This is a genomic window from Bacillus sp. FSL K6-3200 (assembly GCF_038630485.1).
Classification (GTDB): domain Bacteria; phylum Bacillota; class Bacilli; order Bacillales; family Bacillaceae; genus Bacillus; species Bacillus safensis.
The window spans coordinates 1216390-1238865 of sequence record NZ_CP152032.1; the positions used below are offsets into that span (position 1 = coordinate 1216390).

26 protein-coding genes and 1 riboswitch are annotated in these 22476 nt (G+C 42.0%); of the genes, 8 read left to right on the forward strand and 18 right to left on the reverse strand.

Features of this window, described 5'->3' with window-relative positions:
• Positions 1–13: 13 nt before the first annotated feature.
• Entirely contained in the window at positions 14–1873 is a 1860-nt protein-coding gene (locus tag MHI60_RS06020; RefSeq protein WP_144486002.1) for a beta-glucoside-specific PTS transporter subunit IIABC, read from the reverse strand.
• A gap of 235 nt (positions 1874–2108) precedes the next feature.
• Positions 2109–2945, reverse strand: a complete 837-nt coding sequence (locus MHI60_RS06025; protein ID WP_041088833.1) for a PRD domain-containing protein — start codon at positions 2943–2945, stop codon at positions 2109–2111.
• A gap of 182 nt (positions 2946–3127) precedes the next feature.
• On the opposite strand from MHI60_RS06025, the gene MHI60_RS06030 reads away from it, so the two are divergent.
• Positions 3128–3328, forward strand: a complete 201-nt coding sequence (locus MHI60_RS06030) for a hypothetical protein (RefSeq protein ID WP_144486004.1) — start codon at positions 3128–3130, stop codon at positions 3326–3328.
• A gap of 35 nt (positions 3329–3363) precedes the next feature.
• Here the strand turns inward: MHI60_RS06030 and MHI60_RS06035 are convergent, their stop codons facing one another.
• A complete protein-coding gene (locus MHI60_RS06035; RefSeq protein WP_144486006.1) occupies positions 3364–4983 on the reverse strand; it encodes an APC family permease in 1620 nt (539 codons plus the stop codon).
• Positions 4984–5324: 341 nt separating this feature from the next.
• Entirely contained in the window at positions 5325–6293 is a 969-nt protein-coding gene (locus MHI60_RS06040) for a rhodanese-related sulfurtransferase (RefSeq protein WP_039176148.1), read from the reverse strand.
• Positions 6294–6491: 198 nt separating this feature from the next.
• On the opposite strand from MHI60_RS06040, the gene MHI60_RS06045 reads away from it, so the two are divergent.
• Positions 6492–7571, forward strand: a complete 1080-nt coding sequence (locus MHI60_RS06045) for an iron-containing alcohol dehydrogenase family protein (protein ID WP_144486092.1) — start codon at positions 6492–6494, stop codon at positions 7569–7571.
• 41 nt (positions 7572–7612) lie between these two features.
• Here the strand turns inward: MHI60_RS06045 and MHI60_RS06050 are convergent, their stop codons facing one another.
• The 5 genes from MHI60_RS06050 to MHI60_RS06070 form a co-directional block, all read right to left on the reverse strand.
• Positions 7613–8440, reverse strand: coding sequence for an aldo/keto reductase (locus MHI60_RS06050; protein ID WP_095407611.1), 828 nt, complete (start codon positions 8438–8440; stop codon positions 7613–7615).
• 82 nt (positions 8441–8522) lie between these two features.
• The gene (locus MHI60_RS06055; RefSeq protein ID WP_095407610.1) at positions 8523–8939 is read right to left on the reverse strand and encodes a DUF5301 domain-containing protein; all 417 of its coding nucleotides are present in this window, start codon (positions 8937–8939) and stop codon (positions 8523–8525) included.
• A 29-nt stretch (positions 8940–8968) separates the two neighbouring features.
• Positions 8969–9430 carry a DUF523 domain-containing protein gene (locus MHI60_RS06060; RefSeq protein WP_095407609.1) on the reverse strand — a complete coding sequence of 154 codons (462 nt, stop codon included), beginning with the start codon at positions 9428–9430 and terminating at the stop codon, positions 8969–8971.
• Positions 9427–9657 carry a hypothetical protein gene (locus MHI60_RS06065; RefSeq protein ID WP_095407608.1) on the reverse strand — a complete coding sequence of 77 codons (231 nt, stop codon included), beginning with the start codon at positions 9655–9657 and terminating at the stop codon, positions 9427–9429. The genes MHI60_RS06060 and MHI60_RS06065 overlap by 4 nt, the downstream gene beginning before the upstream one ends.
• 56 nt (positions 9658–9713) lie before the next feature.
• Positions 9714–10172, reverse strand: a complete 459-nt coding sequence (locus MHI60_RS06070) for a MarR family transcriptional regulator (protein WP_041106150.1) — start codon at positions 10170–10172, stop codon at positions 9714–9716.
• Between the two features lie 201 nt (positions 10173–10373).
• On the opposite strand from MHI60_RS06070, the gene MHI60_RS06075 reads away from it, so the two are divergent.
• Complete coding sequence (locus tag MHI60_RS06075; protein ID WP_144486008.1) at positions 10374–11141, forward strand: GNAT family N-acetyltransferase; 768 nt, start codon at positions 10374–10376, stop codon at positions 11139–11141.
• 58 nt (positions 11142–11199) lie between these two features.
• Here the strand turns inward: MHI60_RS06075 and MHI60_RS06080 are convergent, their stop codons facing one another.
• Positions 11200–12372: an MFS transporter gene (locus tag MHI60_RS06080; RefSeq protein WP_144486010.1), complete on the reverse strand. Its 1173-nt coding sequence runs from the start codon at positions 12370–12372 to the stop codon at positions 11200–11202.
• A 77-nt stretch (positions 12373–12449) separates the two neighbouring features.
• Positions 12450–12549, reverse strand: a riboswitch (purine riboswitch).
• A gap of 387 nt (positions 12550–12936) precedes the next feature.
• Here MHI60_RS06080 and proS point away from each other — a divergent pair.
• Positions 12937–14370, forward strand: coding sequence for a proline--tRNA ligase (gene proS / locus MHI60_RS06085; protein ID WP_144486012.1), 1434 nt, complete (start codon positions 12937–12939; stop codon positions 14368–14370).
• Positions 14371–14514: 144 nt separating this feature from the next.
• Positions 14515–14691, forward strand: a complete 177-nt coding sequence (locus tag MHI60_RS06090; RefSeq protein WP_186437343.1) for a hypothetical protein — start codon at positions 14515–14517, stop codon at positions 14689–14691.
• Between the two features lie 35 nt (positions 14692–14726).
• Here the strand turns inward: MHI60_RS06090 and MHI60_RS06095 are convergent, their stop codons facing one another.
• The 7 genes from MHI60_RS06095 to MHI60_RS06125 all read right to left on the reverse strand — a co-directional run bounded on the left by MHI60_RS06095 (position 14727) and on the right by MHI60_RS06125 (position 18808).
• Complete coding sequence (locus tag MHI60_RS06095) at positions 14727–15503, reverse strand: sulfite exporter TauE/SafE family protein (protein WP_144486014.1); 777 nt, start codon at positions 15501–15503, stop codon at positions 14727–14729.
• Positions 15504–15561: 58 nt separating this feature from the next.
• Complete coding sequence (locus MHI60_RS06100; RefSeq protein ID WP_034621676.1) at positions 15562–15792, reverse strand: sulfurtransferase TusA family protein; 231 nt, start codon at positions 15790–15792, stop codon at positions 15562–15564.
• A 33-nt stretch (positions 15793–15825) separates the two neighbouring features.
• On the reverse strand, positions 15826–16953 hold the full coding sequence (locus MHI60_RS06105; RefSeq protein WP_144486016.1) for an MBL fold metallo-hydrolase: 1128 nt from the start codon (positions 16951–16953) through the stop codon (positions 15826–15828).
• Between the two features lie 14 nt (positions 16954–16967).
• Positions 16968–17528, reverse strand: a complete 561-nt coding sequence (locus MHI60_RS06110; protein ID WP_144486018.1) for a sulfurtransferase TusA family protein — start codon at positions 17526–17528, stop codon at positions 16968–16970.
• A 47-nt stretch (positions 17529–17575) separates the two neighbouring features.
• Positions 17576–17929 carry a rhodanese-like domain-containing protein gene (locus MHI60_RS06115; RefSeq protein ID WP_073203581.1) on the reverse strand — a complete coding sequence of 118 codons (354 nt, stop codon included), beginning with the start codon at positions 17927–17929 and terminating at the stop codon, positions 17576–17578.
• A 12-nt stretch (positions 17930–17941) separates the two neighbouring features.
• A complete protein-coding gene (locus MHI60_RS06120) occupies positions 17942–18424 on the reverse strand; it encodes a DsrE/DsrF/DrsH-like family protein (RefSeq protein WP_034283069.1) in 483 nt (160 codons plus the stop codon).
• A 123-nt stretch (positions 18425–18547) separates the two neighbouring features.
• Complete coding sequence (locus tag MHI60_RS06125) at positions 18548–18808, reverse strand: metal-sensitive transcriptional regulator (protein WP_003217059.1); 261 nt, start codon at positions 18806–18808, stop codon at positions 18548–18550.
• Positions 18809–18992: 184 nt separating this feature from the next.
• On the opposite strand from MHI60_RS06125, the gene MHI60_RS06130 reads away from it, so the two are divergent.
• On the forward strand, positions 18993–19499 hold the full coding sequence (locus MHI60_RS06130) for a hypothetical protein (protein ID WP_144486020.1): 507 nt from the start codon (positions 18993–18995) through the stop codon (positions 19497–19499).
• 40 nt (positions 19500–19539) lie between these two features.
• Positions 19540–20148, forward strand: a complete 609-nt coding sequence (locus MHI60_RS06135) for a transglutaminase family protein (protein ID WP_144486022.1) — start codon at positions 19540–19542, stop codon at positions 20146–20148.
• 139 nt (positions 20149–20287) lie between these two features.
• Here MHI60_RS06135 and MHI60_RS06140 read toward each other — a convergent pair whose 3' ends face one another.
• A complete protein-coding gene (locus tag MHI60_RS06140; RefSeq protein ID WP_095407597.1) occupies positions 20288–21124 on the reverse strand; it encodes a helix-turn-helix transcriptional regulator in 837 nt (278 codons plus the stop codon).
• Positions 21125–21227: 103 nt separating this feature from the next.
• On the opposite strand from MHI60_RS06140, the gene fabF reads away from it, so the two are divergent.
• A complete protein-coding gene (gene fabF, locus MHI60_RS06145; protein WP_144486094.1) occupies positions 21228–22460 on the forward strand; it encodes a beta-ketoacyl-ACP synthase II in 1233 nt (410 codons plus the stop codon).
• Positions 22461–22476 lie beyond the last annotated feature (16 nt).

Consider the following 22476-nt stretch of genomic DNA (forward strand, 5'->3'; position numbering starts at 1 on the left):
TTCCTCCTCTTGTTTAAACTAGATGTAAAAATGATTGTCCTGGTGTGATTTGTTTCTCTTCTGTTTCTATGATATCGCTAAACTCACCTGAATTGGTAATAATCACTGGTGTTGTGACGGACAAGCCGGCTGCTTGGATAGCTTCAATATCAAACTCAGCAAGCAGTTCGCCTTCTGTAATCGTTTGCCCCTGAGCAACCTTCGGGGTAAAATGCTTTCCGCCTAATTGCACGGTATCCAGTCCAATATGAATGAGTACTTCTGCTCCGCTTTCAGAGGTTAGACCATACGCATGTCCAGTTGGGAACACCGTTGTCACAACTCCTGAGACTGGTGCAAACAGCTTTCCTTCAGATGGGATGATGGCTGCACCCTTTCCTAGTGCACCTGATGAGAATGCCTTATCCTGCACTTCCTCCAGCTTGATGACCTCGCCCTTTAAAGGACTTTTCACATGAGCGGCTTTGACCCCATGTTCGTTTTCAATTGCCGGTGCAGAAGCGGCTGCCGGTGTTTCATCTTCGTCTACTGGATCTTTAAATCCAATCAAATAGGTTAAGATGATCGAAAGGACGAACGACACCGAGATTCCGATGATGAACCCTGTAAATCCTTGACCGTAGAAAATCGGCAGTGTCAGTAAACTTGGAAGGCCTGACGCAATCGCAATACTTTGTGAATAACCGATGATCGCACCGCCGACTCCGGCAGAGATAACGGCTGCAATAAATGGTTTTTTCAAACGAAGCGTAACCCCGTATACAGCTGGCTCTGTGATCCCAAACACAGCAGAAACTGCTGTCGATCCAGCCAATGATTTCAGTTTTTTATTCTTTGTTTTCAGCATAACACCGATGGAAGCACCGGCTTGTGAGAATACAGCTGGCGCAGTGGCCGGCTTGATATGATCTTTCCCATGGACTGCGATATTATTTAAAATCACTGGCACAAGTCCCCAATGGATACCGAAGATGACAAGAATCTGCCAAGCCATCGCAATTAAAGCACCTGCAAGTGTAGGACTAAAGGAGAATACTTTCAGCAAAACAGCTGCAATGCCATTCCCTGCATACACACCAAATGGTCCGAATACGATGAGTGTCAGCGGAACAACCGTGACAAGCAAAATCAGTGGAGTAATAAAGTTTTTGACACTTTCATGAATGACTTTGTTAAAGAAACGTTCGATATATCCCATGACAAACACTGCCAAAATGATTGGGATGACCGTAGATGTATAAGACATTAAGACGACTGGAATCCCGAAGAATGTCACATCTCCGCCGCCTTTTGACAATTCTTGAATGGTTGGGTAAATCAGTGCACCCGCTATCGTCACAGCGACAAACGGATTCGCTTTAAACTTCCTAGCAGAAGTGAATGCGAGCAATAATGGCAGGAAGTAGAACAAGCTGTCTGACGCAGCAAATAAAATTTGATACGACGTATCTTCAGGAGATAACCATTTCGCGTTGATACAGATGCCTAATAGACCTTTTAAAATACCTGCACCCGCCATGACACCAAGAAGTGGTGTGAAAATCCCCGATACAATGTCGACGAATTTTCCGAAAAGGCTTGTGCTCTCATCACCTGATTTTGCAGATGAAGCAGCGGAATCCTCTAATAGATTCGTAAACTCTCCAATTTCTCGATAAACCTCTGGTACTGTATTGCCAATGACCACTTGAAATTGGCCGCCACTTTCCATCACTGTGACGACGCCATTTAATTTTTCAATAGCCGCTTTATCTGCTTTTGATCTGTCATTTAATGTGAAGCGAAGCCTTGTGGCACAATGAACCAATGAATGAACGTTTTTCTCTGTACCAATGTGTTTGATAATGTCTTCTGCTAATTGACGATAACTCATACAAAAACCCCCTTTTTTTCAAAAAAATACGTTTTTGGGCAAAATAAAAACCTAAACGGGCACCAAAAATAGTCGCAACTTGCTGTTGCGCTTTTTCAGTGAACGTTTAGGTTTTGCCTGCCGAACAGTCACAATCCTCTAAGACGATCATTGTGAAACCGTATTCTTTTATGTTTATGAGCAAATAGTACCACTCACCTTTTCTCATGTCAACGCTTTCTTTTAAAATCTATCTTTATTTTTCTCGTTTGATCAGTCGATTCAAGTGAATTGATAGATACAGCATCTCCTCTGATGTGAGATCTCGGTGATAGGTTTGATAGACATATTCTGCGATTTTCTTTGCGCAATCGTATGCTTTCGGATATTTCACTTTAATCAGCTGATATAAGTCCTGATCTTCGCTGACAAGCAGTGTTTCATTGATCAGACGCTGGACGAAAAAGCGCAAATGCGTGAGAAAACGATAAAAGTTGAGTGAGTCTTCATCAAATTCCATGTTGAGATGATATTTCACAATGGTGAGAATAGCATTGACTTCCTTTGTGATATTGACCGTCGTATTCATATCCTCATTGAGCTCTGCGTTAATGATATGCATGGCAATAAAGCCTGCTTCATCCTCCGGCAGTTCAATATGAAGACGCTCTTCAATCATCTCAAGACAGTCCTTTGCCACAAGAAATTCATCTTTGTATAAGCGTTTAATCTCCCAAATAAGCGAATTCTCAATCAGATGATTTTTCTTCAACCGTTCGATGGCGTAATGAATGTGGTCTGCCAGCGATACATGCAGACTTTCGTTTAATCTTCGGTTCAGCTTTGTATGTGCATATTGGATCATTTCCTCCGTTACCTTGACCACATCATACGGAACCTCTTGAAGCAGCATTTTCATCCGCTCGTGAACAGAATGATCCTCTAGGCGAAAGACTTTATCAATTAACGCTTCGTCCACCGGGTCCCCCGGACGCCGCTGGAACGCAATGCCTCTCCCCATGACGACGATTTCTTTTCCTTGTTCATCTATGACACTAATGACATTATTGTTTAGAACCTTTTGTATCTGCATTTCCAAACACCTCCGTCTATGACCAACAACTTTACAAAATATGCTCTCATCTTAACACAACTGTCAAATCACTTGGCGTTTTTATCTGACTTTTGCAATAGATTTCAACATGATTCTACCCTTTCATAGCTGGTCTGATCCTTCAATTGCCTGCATACAATACTCCGAGGAGGTGACCTTCTGTGAAGGCTTTTTTCTGTTCTGCATCATTTTTATTCTTGCTCATGTTCACCCTCATCATTCTAGGCATCGTGTTCTGGCTGAGTGGACAAGGCTTAGGTCAGCTTTGGAGATATGTGCTCTTTTCACTTGTCACAGCGGCCATTTTGCGCGGCGTCACCACTTGGCTGAAGCGGCATGTGATGCACCATTCATCCAAATAAAAACGGCTGCCCGGAATGTTCAGGCAGCCGTTCCTTTATTCTTTAGAAGATGCGGCTTCTTGCGAAGAAGCACGCAGCTCATCATTGATTTTTTTCGCATCCTCTAAAAACTCTGTTTCATATCCACTTTTGAGTGCCCACATATAAAATAGCAGAGCAACCACTGTAATAAGTGCCATGTCCCAGCCATAATGAATGATGTTATAACCACCGAATTTGTCACTTCCAAGGCAGGAAATTGTCATCATCACAAGCAGGTACACAACCATCCAAGCACCCGCTTTAAAGTTGCGGCCGAAGCCTTTCCACTTCGCTTTTGCTTGATAGTAAAAATAGATAGGTAGACCGATGAGAATAATGAACAGCACCTGACCTGTTAACGGCCATCTCGCCCAATACAGCGTCAATGAGGCGAAGACAAAGCCGAGAGGAGCAATGATGCTGAGTCCTTTTATTCGAAGTGGTCGATATAAATCTGTCCCTGTCTTTCTCAGCGTCATGACGGTCACTGGTCCAGTCAAATAAGAAATGAGCGTTGCAACAGAGATAATTTCAGCAAGTACACCCCAGCCTCTAAATAAAAACAGAAAGATAAACGATACGGCTAAGTTAAAAAACATTGCTGGACGAGGCACGCCGTAAATAGGGTGCAGACGGCCAAGCACACTTGGCATGTATTTATTTTTTTCCATTCCATAAATCATACGAGATGTTGTTGCGGTATACGTAATTCCTGTACCAGAAGGTGACACAAACGCATCCGCATATAAAATCAGAACAAGCCAGTTAATCCCAAGCGCAATGGCAAGGTCAGCAAATGGCGAATTAAAATTCAAATGGCTCCATCCATTCACAATCATAGATGGATCAACAGCACCGATAAAGGCGACTTGTAAAAGAACATAAATCACAGTCGCAATGAAAATCGATCCGACAATGGCAATTGGAATCGACCGGCCTGGATTCTTTGCCTCACCGGCCATATTAATCGGGCTTTGAAAGCCATTAAAGGCAAACACAATCCCTGATGTCGCAACAGCTGTCAGCACACTCGCCCAGCCGTTAGGGGCAATACTTGTTCCAGAAGTAAAATTCTCACTATGAAAACCTACGAATAAGAGCGCACCAATTGTTAATCCTGGAATGACAATTTTAAACACAGTAATGAATGTATTCGCTTTTGAAAATAACCCAACTGTCCAATAATTAAGCAGAAAGTAAATCACAAGCAGCACACTGGCAACCATAAGCCCTTCTGTCGTCAAAACCCCTTTTGTGACCAAATGGGTTGTCCACTTTGCCCACTCCCAAGGCCATGAGCTCATGTACTGGACGGAAGCAACCGCCTCAACAGGAATGACAGAAACAATGGCGATCCAGTTCGCCCAAGCTGCAATAAACCCAATAAAAGATCCGTGTGAATATTGCGTATATTTCACCATTCCGCCTGCCTCTGGAAACATCGATCCGAGTTCACTATAAGACAAAGCGATAAATAAAATCACAACCATCCCAATCAACCAGGACAAAATAGCAGCAGGGCCGGCGATTTGAGCCGCACGCCAAGCACCGAAGAGCCATCCTGAACCAATGATTGAGCCAAGACCTACCATCATTAAAGCGAAAGTTCCCATCCTACGATGCAAATGATTCATGTTCATAACACCTTTCGATTAAAATACAGAGCATGTGTCAAGCAAGCGTCTTTCTTTCAATGCAGCTCACTTTCATTTTACTGGCAAATATTTCTTCTAATGAACCTTTACCCTTGCTCATTTTTTCGCCTGTTATATTATCTCTCAATTCTCCATTTTCTGAAATAGTCGAACATGCTTATTTCAAAAGAAAGCGCTTTTTCACCTGTTCAATCTATTAGACTGAATAACTACCTTTACCCTTATTTTGAAAAAAACAAAACAAGAAAGATAGAGGAAATGACCTCCTCTCCCTTCTAACCCGTGCCATGCATAGAAAAAAAGGATAAAGGGGGTTCCCTCTATCCTTGTGAAATCGCTTGTTCTTTTTCAATGACAGCTAGTCTTTCTTGAACTTCTTCTTCAGATAAATTGTGCTGTTTCACGTACAGGTTACGTTCGCTTGTGCGGCATTCATGACTGCAGCTGCGCATATACTTATGCTCACTCTCTTCAGTGGCAATCATCTTGCGATTACATGCAGGGTTCGCACAGTTCACATAACGCTCGCAAGGTTCACCCGTGAAGAAATCTTTTCCGACAACCACATGCTCTGTTTGATTCACTGGTACTGTTAAGCGATTATCAAACACATAGCATTGACCATCCCAAAGCTTCCCTTGTACTTCTGGGTCTTTTCCGTAAGTGACAATTCCGCCATCGAGCTGAGAGACATCTTCAAAGCCTTCACGCTTTAACCAGCCTGAAAATTTCTCACAGCGTACGCCGCCTGTGCAATACGTCAGGATTTTTTTGCCTTCAAGAATCTCTTTATTGTCACGAATCCACTCAGGTAATTCACGGAATGTCTCAATATCAGGACGGACTGCCCCTCTGAAATGACCAACATCAAACTCGTAATCATTACGTGCATCAATCACAACCGTATCAGGTGATTGCATTTGCTCGTAAAATTCAACCGGGCTAAGATGTTTCCCCGTTAATTCTAACGGATTCACATCATCCTCAAGGCTAAGGTTCACTAGTTCATTCCGATGACGGACGTGCATTTTTTTAAACGCATGACCATCTGCTTCGTCAATTTTAATTGGCATAGACGCAAAGCGTGGATCTTCTTTTAACGCTTGCATGTACTTGTCCGTTTGCTCAATGGTTCCAGAAACAGTTCCATTCAAGCCTTCTGCTGATACGAGGATACGGCCTAACAAACCAAGCTCCTTACAGAATGCTAAATGCTCTGCTGTAAACGTCTCTGGGTCCTCAATGGGGACATATTGATAGTAAAGTAAAACGCGATATTGTTTTTCCATCTATATAAACACCTCTTAAATTTAATCAAAACATACCGTTCTTTATCATACAGGAAATACATACCTAAAGGCAATGTCGGCGGCTCAATTCCATAAAACGGAAGGGTCTTTCTTCTCATATTTATTTGACAGAACTTTCTGTAAAATGAGATGATTTATGAATAATATGATGTAGTAAAGGAGCAATGATGATCCATGATCCAGCCAGAAGATATTGTCAGAAGCGGTCCTAACCAATTTATTTCTCAAAAGGGAATATATCATGAACTAGATTCCCTTGTATCTGCTTTTCAGTCACCTGCTGTGGTGACAGGATATGATTCCTACCAAGCTTTTTCACAATACACAAAGCTGCCGACTGAGTGGCCTGTCATTCAGCACAAAGGATACAGTTCACCCAATGCGGTCACACGGATCGCAGAAGAGCTTAACGGGTCAGATGTGATTATCGGCATCGGAGGCGGAACGATTTTAGATACCGCCAAATCAGTTGCAGACGCTCTTCAAATCGAAGTTATCATGGTACCAACGATTCCCGGCACCTGTGCTGCCTCTACACCACTCAGCGTCATTTATGATGAAAAGGGCAATTTCATGAGAGTCGATTATCATAAACGATCCAGCTACCTCACTGTAATTGATCATACTTTTTTGCTTTCCTCTCCTCTTTCCTACCTTCAAAGCGGCATTGGTGATACGCTGGCAAAATGGTATGAAGCGGAAGCGATTATTCGTAACACAAAAGGCGCCTTGCCGCTCATGGTGCATGCTGCATTAAAGCAGGCAGTATATGTTCGAGACATTCTTCTTTCTCATAGTGAAGAAGCGGTTAACAGCTTAAAAACAGGTCAGCTTTCACAAGCATTTGCAGATGTAACAGATACGATTATTACGTTAGCCGGAACAGTCGGAGGCTATGGGGGACGTTATGGAAGAATGGCAGGAGCCCATGCCGTTCATAATGGATTGACATTTATTGAAGAAACGCATCATGTGTTACATGGACAAAAAGTGGCTTATGGCATCCTTGTCCAGCTTGCCGCGGAAAATCGAATGAGTGAAGTAGAAGAGTTACTTGAACTTTATGAAACACTCGGATTACCTAGAAATATGAGTGAGCTTGGCATCACAGCTCAGCTGGAAGAAGCCGCAAAAACAGTGGCAAGCCATGCTGCACGAGCAGACGAAACCTTTTGCCTGATTGGAGAGTATTCCATAGAGCAAATTGTCGACGCCATTCAAATCATTGAAAACGTATCAGCCTCAAAAAATTGTTAAATAAAAAAAGCACAGGCATCGCACCTGTGCTTTTCTTTCGATTAAAAATTAAAGTTATCTGGATCTGGACCTGTGCGCTCATCTTCATTGAGCTGATCAATGACACCCATCTCACGTGTGGACAGCTCGAAATCGAAGACTTGTGTGTTTTCAATGATTCGGCTCTTCGTCACTGATTTTGGGATGGTGATAATGCCATGCTGCAAGTCCCAGCGAAGAATCACTTGCGCTACTGACTTATCATGTTTTTTCGCGATATCCTGGAGAACAGGATGGTTCAGAAGCTTCCCGCTGCCTAATGGCGACCACGCCTCTACATGAATTCCTTTCGATTTACAGTAGTCTCGTAAAGGCTCCTGCGTCAGCTTCGGATGAAGCTCGATTTGATTCACCATTGGCACAACTTCTGCCTCTTCCAATAAATCCTCTAAATGATGCTGATGGAAATTACACACTCCGATCGCTCGAACGCGTCCATCCTTATATAGTTTCTCTAGCGCTTTCCATGTTTCTTTATATTTGCCTTCAACTGGCCAATGAATTAAATAAAGGTCTAATACATCTAGCCCCAGCTTGTTCATACTTGTTTCAAAGGCTTCGAGTGTTGATTCATAGCCTTGATCATTATTCCAGACCTTTGTCGTAATGAATAGATCATCGCGAGAGATACCTGATTGCTGAATGGCTTTGCCTACCCCTTCTTCATTTTGATAGGCTGCGGCTGTATCAATGCTGCGGTAGCCCGCTTCAAGAGCGTCTTTGACTGCATTTACCGCCTCATCCCCATCTTTTACCTGCCATACACCAAAGCCTAGCTTCGGCATTTTTACTCCGTTTGCTAATGTGACTGTATCTGTTAATCCACTCATCCAAACAAACCTCCGCTTCCTTTTTACTTACCAAGCACTATACCCGAATTTTCTATTGATCATGCATGACATTCTGGCTGAGCTATTTGATATATTTTCCTATATCAACTTGATTGGTGTCAACGATTTGATATTTGCTGGTTTGATCTTTTGTTTTAGAAAAATCATATGTTTCTAAAAATGTTTGATCGTAAAAAGTCAGACCATAAGTTTCCTTCTCATTCTCATACACTCTGATCCAATAAGACTCTTTTGAAGTTTTTTTAGTTTCATTCGTTTTCTTTAATTTCATACCCGAAAATTCCTTGAGTAACTTTTGAATATCCTCTTTCTTTTCCACCATAACACGCTCATTATCATGCTCAATTTGAATCGAAGTCACCTTGTTTTGATCAATTGAGGCCACTTCATCAAAAGAGTATGTTTTTGCATTGATTATAAAATAAATACCAATTCCTAATAAAATAATGACAACTAAACCAATCATCCACTTTTTCAACCTAACTCCTCCTACTATTCACACCACACCTATAAAAACAACGAAGTCCAATCATCCTCCTCAGAGAATACCTGAATTCCGTGCTGTTTGAGCAAGGCGGATGTCACACCATCTCCAGCTTTTGTTCTGCCGTTAAAATCTCCGCGATAAATCATCCGGCTGCCGCAGGAGGGGCTGTACTCTTTTAACACAACTGCCGTCGCTTTCAGAGACTGAACCTGTTCCAGCGCGGCCTTCGCGCCTTTTACATACATCTCCGTGACATCATTTCCGTGTACATCAATCACGGAGGCGAGGCCCTGTAATACATCATGTCCGTCTCCGCCAATGATTTCTGCGGGAGGTCTTGGCGTGGAGAAGCCGCCAAGGAGCTCAGGACAAACTGTGACTGCTTTTCCCTCCCGAACAAGCTCTTCAATTCGCTGATCTAATCGATGACTGCCATTATAACGAACCTTCAACCCAGCAAGACAAGCACTGACGACAATCACGCATGTTCCTCATTTTTTTTGCTGACTTTAAAATAAATACATACAGGCAAGAAACATATCGTATTCACCAAAAAGGGCAGAGCACAATACAAAGCAGCAGCCCAAATCGGTTCTCCAGCTCCTGCAATACCAAAAAAATAAACAAATAATAGCAAGCTGACAAACAAACCTACGAATGGCATGATGAATACGTATTTTTTATAATTTTCTATCATTTCTTTCTCCAATGAGCTCCCTCCCTTTCATCATGGTCATGAATAACGTCAATATATGTTAATTTTATCTATATCTTTTCTTTCCAAGCCTTTAAGAAACGCTCAATCACTTGTAATTCATCTTCGTGAAACTGCTGAAGAAATTCTAAATAGGACGTGACTGCATTTTCATGTAACTCATCATGCAGCGCCGCCAGTTGCTTGCCTTCCTCTGTCAAAGAATAATAGACAGATTTCTTATCACCTTGCCGGTGGCAATAATCCACCATGCCTTTTTCAATTAGTTTTTTCACAGCCTTTGTAATAGCTGGCTTTGATAGTTTTAGTTGTTGAGATAGAAATGTATTATTTGATTCGTTTGGATTGGCTTGAATCATCGATAAAATGTGAAGCTGTGTGAGTGTCCATTCTTGTTTGAGTGTATCAGTCGTGGTAATCAGTGGATCTGTTGGATCATTCCGTCTCTTTTCCCTATGCATAATCAGATCTTGAATCGCTTTTAATACAATCTGCTCTTTTGTTTCCATCTGAACCTCCACTCTTAACTGGTTAATAAAATGGTACTAATAATGAAGAATGGAGTCAAAAGAAATGTCGGTGTGAGTAAAATAATAGGACATCAGACCTGAAAATCGCATATGCACTTTTATACTAGATTTCCCTCATCCTGTCACATGCTATAATCATGGGGATGTCATCCAATTTATCATAATGAAAAGGTGATCTAAATGAAACCTGAACAACAAATGGCCATTCACCAGTTAGAAGAAAAGATACACCTGTTTTCCTCTGCTGTGAACGGAACCTTTCTTGCATCGGACGATTTCGTTCTATCAAATACTCATATATCGACTGACACGTTCAATTTGCTCTTACCAACATCAGCTCAAATCCAAGATCCGAAAAAAGTGAAAGCAGCCATTGAACATATGCGGTCACAGAAACTCATCTTCAGCACATGGGTCGATCACCGTTTACTCCATTCTGATTGGGCTGATTTATTAAAGGAATATCAGCTTCAAGAGGTCGAACGCAATACCATCATGATGCTTGAGCATACAGGTGACATTGATCCAGTCACATCCTCATCACTTACAATCAAGGAAGTACTTGATGAGCAGAGGCTCTTTGATTACAAAAATATCTTTATTGAACTATTCAAAGGGTCGACTGAGGCCGCCGCCTTAGAAGACTATTTCCAGCGTTTTTCGATTGAAGCATTGCACTCAAAAGCTCGCATGTTCGTGGGGTATGAACACCAAAAGCCGGTCACAACAGGCTTATTATTCGAGGCAAACGACAGCTACGGTATTTATGATGTCATGACAAGGGCAGAGCACCGCGGAAAGGGACTTGGCAGTGACATGTTCCATTATCTTCTGACCCAGACAAAGAATAAACAAAAGTGTGTCATCTTACAAGCATCAGCGGACGGCAAAAATATTTACCAGCGTGCCGGCTTTCAACCAATCGGCGAAATGGCGGTCTTTGAATAGAAAGTACTTTTCGTGTGAATTTGAAATGAACATAAAAAAGCTGCCTATCTTTAGGCAGCTATTCAGCATGATGCTGACGATCCATATAAAGCGGCGGTCTCTTAAGCGAAATCACCGCACAGCTAAAGGCAATCAGTACAAACACAGCACCGAATTTAGCCAGATCAACAGATGAACCGGTCATCGTAAACATGACTCCGCCAACCGCAGATCCAATCGAAATGCCGATTTGCAAGGCCGATGTGTTTAAACTTTGCTGAATATCAGACGTAACAGGATCTGTTTGAATCAAATAACTTTGCAAAGCAGGCGTCAGAGCCCAGCTGAGCGCTCCCCAAAGGACAACCATGACCATAAAGAGCGCGAACACCCCCGATGTATAAGGAATGGTAAACATGACAACCGCAAACGCTATTGTCACCAGCAAAATGGCTTTTCCTGAACCCAGTCTGTCACTCAGCCAGCCGCCAAGCCCATTCCCGCCTATCGACGCAAGCCCGAAGATTAAATAACAAATACTAATCCAAAACGGGGTCATATGCAGAACTTCCATCAGAAATGGAGTGAAATAAGAATAAAGCATATAATGGCCAGCAAGCATAAACAAACTGATCAGGTGTGCACTAAAAATCTTCGGATGCCCTAAAGAACGAATCTGCTCTTTAAGAGGCGTCACTTTTTCAACAGGCATTTTTTCCAATAGAAAATAAATCAGCACCATCGATATGGCAGAAAGAATACTGATTCCTAAAAACATCACTCTCCAGCCAAAGCTCTCTGTAATAAAAATACCGATCGGTACACCGAGAACAAGCGAAGAACTAATCCCAATAAAAATCAGCCCTAATGCCTTTGCACGATGCGCTGGTTCCACCAATTTGGCGGTGATCGTCAAAGATAACACCACCACAAGCGCTGTACTCATCGCAATCAACACCCTTGATATCATAACAAGGGCAAAGGTCGAACTAAAATAAGTGAACACATTTCCTAATGTAAACACCAATAACGCAATTAAATAAAGGCGCTTTCGTTCGATTTTGGCTGTCGCGGTCAGCAGCACGGGTGCTGAAATGGCATACACAATCGCAAATACCGTAATGAGTTGTCCGGCTGTTGCAAGAGACACATTCAAATCCTCTGCAAGACTTGGCAGAATGCCACCGACCACAAGCTCAACTAATCCAACCGCAAAAGTAGAAACGGCTAATAAATATACTCTCCAGTTCATGTCTAACATCCCTTCTGTATATCATCGCTTTCACTTTTGATACAGGGTGCAGACAAACAAAAAAACCCTGATTACAAAAAAGGAAAGCGCGCTTTTGTAATCAGGATTTATCGGATCCTGGTAGAAACCCTCAAACCATATTATTGAGGTTATACAAGTCTATTTTTTTCTTCAAATATATTAGCATAGCCTTACATAACTCGCAAGCTGTAAAAATAGAAAAATACTGCCATTCCGTTACCTACACAAAAGGCGCCGTAAAAGGAATCAGAACAACTTGCTTTCTCCCCCATTTACAGGTAAACTGATGAAAAATCAACGAACAAGGATCAACGTAGATCTGGAATAGTAGCTTGAATCGATCTTTAACAGAGAGGGAACGGTGCTGAGAAGTTCCTACTGCCATCTTCAAGTGAACCTGCCGATTTAGTTCTGTTTCATACAGCGGTTCATACCGTTATCATGATTGAGTGTAAAGCTGTGCTTTAAATTAGGGTGGTACCACCAGGAATGGTCCCTAACTTAAAGTACAGCTTTTTTGTTTTAAAAAAGGAGGAACCTGCAATGTCAAAGAAACAATTTGTTGAGAAAATTACAAGCATGGAAGACGACTTTGCCCAGTGGTATACAGATGTTGTCACAAAGGCGCGGCTCGTCGACTATTCAAGCGTGAGAGGCAGTATGATCATTCAGCCGTACGGCTTTAAAATTTGGGAGAATATTCGCGACGAACTTGACCGCCAGATTAAAGAAACGGGTCATGAGAATGTCTATATGCCGCTTTTTATCCCAGAAAGCCTGCTGCAGCAGGAAAAAGATCATATCGAAGGCTTTGCTCCTGAAGTGGCGTGGGTGACACATGGCGGTGAATCCGAATTACAAGAAAGGCTCTGCGTCAGACCAACCTCTGAAGTGCTGTTCGCCGAGCATTACAAAAACATTATTCATTCCTACCGTGATTTACCGAAGCTATATAACCAATGGGCCAATGTCGTCCGCTGGGAAAAGACAACACGTCCCTTCCTCAGAACCCTTGAATTCCTATGGCAGGAAGGGCACACGTGCCATGAGACTGAGCAAGAAGCGATTGAAGAAACAGAAAGAATGCTTCACACTTACGCTTCTCTTTGCGAAGATCTCCTTGCCATTCCTGTCATTAAAGGGAGAAAAACAGAGAAGGAAAAATTCGCCGGCGCTCGCTTCACCTATACGGTTGAAAGCTTGATGCATGATGGAAAAGCGCTTCAAACTGCTACTTCTCATTTCTTCGGGAACGGATTTGCCAAAGCATTTGGCATCGAATTCTTAAACCGTGAAGGAAAACTAGAGCATGTCCAGCAAACCTCTTGGGGTTTCACAACAAGAATCATCGGCGCTATGATCATGGTTCATGGCGATGACAGAGGGCTCGTCCTCCCGCCAAATATTGCGCCAACCCAAGTGCGTATCGTGCCAATCGCTTCTCATAAAGAAGGTGTACTGGACCATGCCTATGAATTAAAGGATCGCCTCGCCCATATCGCACGTGCTGACATCGACGCAAGCGATAAACAGCCAGGCTGGAAATTCAACGAGTGTGAAATGCAGGGCATTCCTCTACGTGTCGAAGTAGGACCTAAGGACATCGAAAAAGGACAGGTGATGCTTGCAAGACGAGACACTGGTGAAAAGCAAGCTGTCACGTTAGATGCACTTGAACAAACCATTACATCCACGCTTGAAGATATTCAACGGACGATGTACGAAAAGGCGAAAGAACGATTACATGAAAAAACATCAACAGCTCACACCATCGAAGACTTTGAGCACATTCTTTCAAAAGAAAATCGATTGATTAAAGCTATGTGGTGTGGTGATGAAGCCTGTGAAAACGACATTAAAGAAAGAACAGGCGCGACCTCACGCTGTATCCCATTCGAACAGGAAACCATTTCTGACACATGTGTCTGCTGCGGCAAGCCTGCATCTGATATGGTGTTCTGGGCGAAAGCCTATTAAGAATATGAACGATAAAGAAGCATCTCTCACGATGCTTCTTTTTTTGTTAAAAAGACCCAAACACCCATTGACCTCATCTGCACGATCCCCTATAATTCATATTAATATAATCGGTTTTTAAGACTTTAACTGGAGTGGTGATACATGAAACGCTGGCCCTCATTCTTTGCCGAACGCTGTCCTAAATGTAAATCAGCATTAGAAGTCTCAAAGTCCAATGCCCTGCAAGGCAAAGTCGTGAAAACATGTCCCAACCTTCATTATCAAAAAGAGTACCACGCAGCACTAGAAACGTATATCGAGCACGATGACGTCAAATAAAAAAGACCAACACGTTTGCTTTGTTGGTCTTTTCTTTATAAAATATCCAGCCAAATTTTGACCGCTGTCGCCGTAATCATCACAGCAAGTGCCCATTGCAAGTAGACGGCGTTGATTTTCTGACCGACCTTCGCACCAATCGGAGCTGCCATTAAACTAGCCGCCATCAGCACAACAGCAGGAAGAAGCATGACCTGACCCGTCAATACCTTTCCAGTCGATGCGCCTATCGCAGAAAGAAACGTAATCGCAAGTGACGACGCAATCGTCATCCGTACAGGAATTTTTAAAATAGACAGCATCACAGGCACTAAAATAAAGGCTCCGCCTGCACCTAATACCCCTGAAACACTGCCAATCACAAAGGCAATACCTGATGCCAGTCCTTTATGAAAAGTGACTTCTCCCTCTGCGTCTGCACGCTGTCCTTTTTTCGGAATCAGCATGAGAATAACCGCCACAATGGCGAGTACTCCATAGACTAGGTTCATCCCTTTCTCCGGCATAAAATGTGATACATAACTGCCTAATAAGCTGCCCGCCAATATACTGCTTCCCATATATAAAATCAGCGAGCGATGTAAAAATCCGCTTTTTCGATAAGCGAGTACACCACCCAGCGTCGAAAAAAGCACTTGAATGGCACCAATCCCTGATACCTCGTGTGCTGATAGTGCCATCACACCGAGAAGAGGCGGGATATAAAGAAGCATGGGATAGTTGATCACAGATCCGCCGATCCCCACCATTCCTGATAAGAAGGAACCAATACATCCGATGATAAAAAGAGTAATCAAAAATGCAAAATCCACGCTGGTCTCCTCCTTTGCAAAAGGAAAAGGGGATCTTCAGCAGATACCCCTACATCCTTTAGGACCCTTTTCTCATCCAGAACTTCAACACGTGACCTTCTTCTGTCTGCATGATCAATTCATGTCCGCTTGACTTCGCCCATGCGGCCAAGTCAGCTTTAGCCCCTTTATCTGTTGCATGTATTTCTAAAACTTGACCTTCCGCCAAGTCGTTCATTTTTTTCTTCGTTCGAATAATCGGCATTGGGCATGCGAGCCCTGTTACGTCTAATAATTGATCAGATGTCATTTGATTGTTCCTCTTTTCTTATTTTATTGGACATTATCGAATCGCACAACGGTTTGGACCAATTTCCATTTCACGCTGCGCTTCCACATCTGGGTTCAGCTTCCCCATATTGGCTTGACGAATCTCTTGAAAAGCATGCGGCTGTGCAGGCAGACCTTCCGTCACCATCTGTCTAAACACATGTTGATCTTCAATATGAAGCCCATGATTTTCTTTCAAAAGTGAGCCGAGCTCCTTCCAAACACTGCCGTCTTCATTCATTTCTTCTATGGTCATGAAGTGCGCAGGCAGAACGATGTATTCCTTTGAAAGCGCCATATACCGTTCATAAAGCGTCTCTCTCAAATCATCTACCCAGTCCTCCGCCCTTCCAGCAAGATCAGGTCTTCCAATTGAATCAATAAACAAAATATCACCTGAAAGAAGATATTGATTGTCTACGATAAAAGATGTTGAGCCGATCGTATGTCCCGGGGAATAAATGGGTTGAATATCGATAGAAGCTGTTCCAATCGTTATCCGCTGTCCTTCTTCAAGACGTTCATATTCAAAGGTTACCTCTTCCGCATCTTTTGGCGGCAGCCAGTAGGTAGCACTCGTTAGTTCAGCCAGCTTTTTCCCACCAGAAATATGATCTGCATGAAGGTGAGTATCCATCACATGCGTCACAGAGACATCATGCTTTTTCGCAAAATCGATATAGACCTCCGTCATTCGAGCTGCATCCACAACCGCAGCTTCTCCATTGGACATGATCATATAGGACAGACATCCTTTGCCCATCCGTACAAATTGATACAGCTCTCCACCGCCGCTTAAATCACCGATCTTCACTGGCTCGACATGCTCACTCCATGCCTTAATACCGCCCTGCAAATAGTGAACAGGCACGCCAGCCTCTGATAGCATCTCCGCCACCAGGATAGAGGAACCTTCCTTGGCACAAACCACCAACACTTCTTGGTCACTAGGAATATGCTGTAAAAGGTCCTCTACTCCGTCAAGCAGATCAAAATAAGGCACATTCATATCAACGATTGCTTCCCCTTCAATCTTCCAGTCCTGCACATCTGCTTGATTTCGCACATCTAGCAAAAAGAGCGGCTCTTTGCCCACGATCTTTTTTGTTAACTGCTCTGCAGTCATGGCTTTTACCGTCATGTTTTATTCAGCTCCTATTTTTCAATGGCTCCTGTCCAGCTATTCATGCCTGGCACCACATTGATTAATTGTTGAAATCCTTTCTCTTTTAGCTTTTGCGCAGCTAATTCACTTCTTCTGCCTGAATGACAGATGAGATAAATGTCCGATTCTCTTGTTAACTCCTCTGCACGATCTTCCACCTCACCAAGCGGGATATGAACAGCTCCTGGGATATGCCCCGCTTCGTATTCATCCAGCTCTCGTACATCCAAAATAAACAGAGATTGATCTTCTTTTACCTTCTGTTGAAAGGCATTCAAAGATATTTCCGAAATCATGGGCTCCCCCTCTTCCTTCTGCACTCCACCCTTACGTATCAAATGATGAAGCACCTGTCCTTCTACTTTTGTTCCTAAAAATTCGTGGCCGGCACTTTTTGACCAAGCCGCTAAATCCGCTGCTGATCCTTTATCGGTAGCCTGCACTTCAAGCACATCTCCTGGCAAAAGCTCATTCATTTGTTTTTTTGTTTTCACAATCGGCATCGGGCATGCCAATCCTTTTGCATCTAAAATGACTGTTGGTTGCTGCATATGATGTCCTCCTTTATATAGGGGTGGGGGTATATTTTTATGCGTGCTTAATGCCAAGCATTCATACCACCCTTGATGTTTGTAATATGAGTAAATCCCTGTTTCTTCAATATTTTCGCTGCCTGCATACTTCTCATTCCGCTTTGGCATATCACGTAGATTTCTTCATTCTTCTCAAGCTGAGAAGCTCGTTCTTTTAACTGGGGTAAAGGAATGTTTCGAAATCCTTTTATATGGTTTGTTTGAAATTCTACTGGTGATCGTACGTCAATGAGTTGTTGACCTTTGTTTTTCAGCCTTTTCTTCATATCGGCTGCATCCATTTGGTTCACACCTCGAACCGGAAGAAACCGGCTCACGAGTAAGCCAATCACCAGGATGAACAAAATCGCTTGAATCATTTCATCACCTCACTAAATAAATAAATTCACATTCCCGATTTCAGCCTCTGCTAAATAAGCGGCGACACCAGCATATTGAATGTCATCTAATAATTCTTTCTCCTGCAGCCCTAAAAGGTCCATCGTCATTGTACATGCTACGAGATTAATCTCCTGTTCCTTCGCCATATCAATGAGCTGCGGCAAGGTCATGGCATTGTGCTTTTTGATCACGTGCTTAATCATTTTGGGGCCCATTCCAGCAAAATTCATCTTTGAAATGCCCATTCGATCAGCCCCGCGCGGCATCATCTTGCCAAACATTTTTTCTAAAAAACCTTTTTTCATTGGCACCATTTCATCCTTGCGCAAGGCATTCAGCCCCCAAAAGGTATGAAAAATCGTCACCTCATGATCATAGGCCGCTGCACCATTGGCAATAATGTAAGCCGCCATTGCTTTATCATAATCTCCACTAAATAGCACAATCGTCGTGCGTTTTTTCTGTTCTGCCATCTTGCTCCTCCTTCACAATTACCCGCGGGGGTATATAGAAAACAAAAAATATATACACATACCGGTAAGGGTATATTATAACAAGTAAAAAAATCCGTCAACCTTCAAAGGCTGAAGAATTTCTTACCGGCTTTTCACCAATAGCTCAACCGCTTCTTTCACAAGACCTTCCGTATCCTTGCCTTGTTCAAGACTTTCACGGACACATTGCTCAAGATTTGTACTCACAATCACACCCATCGCCCGATCAATGGCATTGCGTGATGCAGACAGCTGCGTCACCACCTCACGGCAATCCTTTCCCTGCTCCATCATCGCAAGAACCCCTTTAATCTGCCCCTCAATCCGACGAAGACGGTTCTTCATCTGTTGATTATACTCCATTCACAAGTACTCCTTTCTAATCTTTCTATGAACAGATAGTATACCCTAAGAGGTATTTAGTCAAACGACTTGCCCATCTCTTTTGTAGAGAACGTATGTGAAAATAATTGCACATTCCACCATTTATTGATAAAAAGAAAATAATCAACGAACGAGAAATCATTGAAAGAAAAGAGGACAGCCCATGACTTTACAGCATTATATTGGATCAAACAAAGAACTGCCGCTTGGTACCATTGGTCAAAATCCTACCTATAAACCATTCTCTGAGCTCAATATCAACATGTTTGATAAGAAACAAAAAAAGCCAAAAACCTATCAAAAAGAAGAACTTTTGATAGAAGTATTTGAAACAGAAGAGGATTTCGAAGGCATTCACATTGATGATCTAGATCCCTTCTATGAAGCGGTAAGAAACAAATTCACGCATCCTTTTGTTTATGAATTAGACATCATTCATTCTCTTCGTGCACTTTTTAAATTCATTGAAAAAGAGCTTTCAAAAGGAGAAACCATCGAAATCTATTCTTGTCTAAATGAACTCGAAACGAAAGAAAAGGACGATCAATTGGATGTAGAAATTGACCTAAGCAAAAAACGGTTTGGAAAACATATTGATTTTAAAGGGATCGATGAACTGATTGATATGTTTGAGTTAGAAAACTTACAATATGTGTTGGTGAAGAAATAGACCTCCTGCGGTAAAAGTATAGAGAAAAGGAGACACTATCATGAACTTGACATGTGAATCTAAAAATTTTGATGATTATTTATGTGAACTAGCTGAAGTTGATTATTCTCATCCTCTTATTCGAGCAAAATCAAATGAACTTTTCAACCCTTTGCAGACAGAAATAGAAAAAGCAAAAGCAGCCTATGAGTTTGTTCGAGATGAAATTCCCCATACATGGGATATCCAATCCAAACGAGTGACTTGTCATGCATCTGAGGTATTAACTTATAAAGAGGGAATTTGCTATGCAAAGTCCAACCTATTAGCTGCTCTATTGCGCTCACAAGGAATACCCACAGGTTTCTGTTACCAGCGGTTAATGTTGTTCGATACGCCAGATAAAGGATATTGTATTCACGCATTAAATGCTGTATTTTTTCATTCACTTAATAAATGGATTCGATTAGACTCTCGCGGCAACAAAACAGGAATTGATGCTCAATTCTCACTTGATCATGAAAGATTAGCTTTTCATACTCAACAAGAATTAGATGAAGTCGACTATCCTTTGATATATGTTAAACCACATCCAAACACAATGAGCGTTTTAAAAGAACATACAGATGCTATCGAGATGTATAAACATCATTTACCAGAGAAGATATAGGCTTGGGGGCAAAAAGCCTTCGACAAAACCAAACGGAAAATAAACCGGTGCTTGTCAGCATCGGTTATGCCCCTTCTCACTGATTTGCATAGGATCTTTTTTATATTAAATACACTCAATAACTTCATCCAAACAATAGCTAACCTTCAATCAAACGTTTTAACTTAAGCTCCGTTTCAGTATCCTCAACTGGAGTATAGACGCTGCATCTTAAATCAGTATCCCCATACACTTGTAATGAAGTTAGGTTAAACAACATTTTACCTGCCTTAGCATGACGAAATTCAATTAATACTTCAGGCGCATAGCTGATCTCATTTTCATTCCAAATTTTACGAAACTCAGGATATGCCTGCTCCATTTCTTCTATAAATTGCTCATACCAGTCATCAGCCACATACTGTCCATAATACGTTCTAAATATGGCGATATATCCTCTAACAAAATGCTCCCAATTCACCGCTAAACTTTTAAATTCCTTTCTTGCGAATAGTAAGCGTATGATATTCCTTTCTGCCGGGATGATTTGTTCAAAGTCCAAAAATACGTTAGCTGCTGCTTGATTCCACCCAACAATCTGACTTCTTCTGTCAGATACAATCGTTGGGCAATAACGAAGTTCCTGCAAAATTTTCACTAAAGCCGGACTGATTTCCTTCTCATTCTCAATGATAAAGGATTGTTTCACTCCTTCCTCTAACGCTAAAGCGTACAAATATCTCCTTTCATCGTTATTTAATTGTAATGCACGAGAAATCGCATCTAATACCGAAGTCGATACCTTTATATCTCTTCCTTGCTCTAACCATGTATACCAAGTAAGACTCACACCGGCTAGTTGAGCCACTTCTTCTCTTCTTAGTCCTGGTGTTCTTCTGCGGGTGCCTACAGGTAGACCAACCATTTGAGGCGTAATTTTCGAACGTTGATTCTTTAGAAATTCTGATAATGCTTGAAGTCTAGTTTCAGGTTTCATTCAGATCTCCCTTTAAAAGAGTATTAATTATACTAGGATAAACAACAACTTGTAATAGGATAACACAATGGCTAAAGTTAATAAAAACAAGGAGGGAATGATCATGAAAAGAGTTGTCATTACTGGAATGGGAGTTATTTCTCCACTAGGAAATGATGTAAATAGCTTTTGGAATCAGCTAATGAAAGGACAATCGGGAATATCTCTCATTGATTCTTTTGATACGACTGATTATAAAACAAAAATAGCGGGAATCGTTCGTGATTTCGATGCAGATAAAATATTAGGAAGAAAAGAAGCAAAACGATTAGATCGTTTTAGTCAGTTTGCCTTAGCAGCAGCCGAACAAGCATTAGAAAATTCACAATTACAGTTAGATCAAGTTGATCTTGAACGTTTAGGCGTATATGTTGGGTCAGGAATCGGAGGCATCCAATCGCTTGTTGATCATGTGAATGTATTAGATAAACGAGGTCCCTCGAGAGTAAGTCCCAGCCTTGTACCCATGATGATTTCAAATGCAGCTGCGGCCCAAATCAGCATAAAATTAGGAGCACAAGGACCATCATTGTCACCAGTCACAGCTTGTTCTATTGGGAACACCGCTATTGGCGAAGCTTTCAATGCGATCCGAAATGATGATGCAGATATTATATTTGCCGGAGGAGCAGAAGCTGCCGTCTCACAGATATCCTTGGCTAGTTTTGGAAACGCACATGCACTATCTACTAGAAACCAAGACCCAAGTCGAGCGAGCCGTCCATTCGATACAGATAGAGATGGATTTGTTATGAGTGAAGGCGCAGGTATCTTAGTATTAGAATCATTAGAAAACGCGATTCTTAGAGATGCGCCGATATTATGTGAAGTAGTGGGATATGGAGCTAGTTCAGACGCTCACCATATGGTAGCATCCCACCCAGAAGGTAAGGGTGCCTACTTAGCCATGAAAAAAGCATTGAGAAGTGCAAACATATCAACAGATGACATCGATGTTATTAGTGCTCATGCAACAAGTACACAAGTAGGTGATCGTTCAGAAGTTTTAGCTATTAAGAAATTATTTGGTGAACGTTCAAGTGAAATTCCAACAACAGCAAACAAATCAATGACGGGGCACATGTTTGGTGCTGCCGGCGGAGTAGAAGCCATTGCTTTAGTGGAAAGTTTGAGACGAGGAGTAATTCCGCCAACTATTAATGTAGAGAATCAAGATCCAGATTGCAATTTAGATGTTGTATTAGAAGCAAGACAGCTTCCATTGAAATATGGGCTATCCAATTCTTTTGGTTTTGGAGGACATAATTCAGCCATCTTGTTAAAACATTACGATTGATGTAGCTATCAAGGGT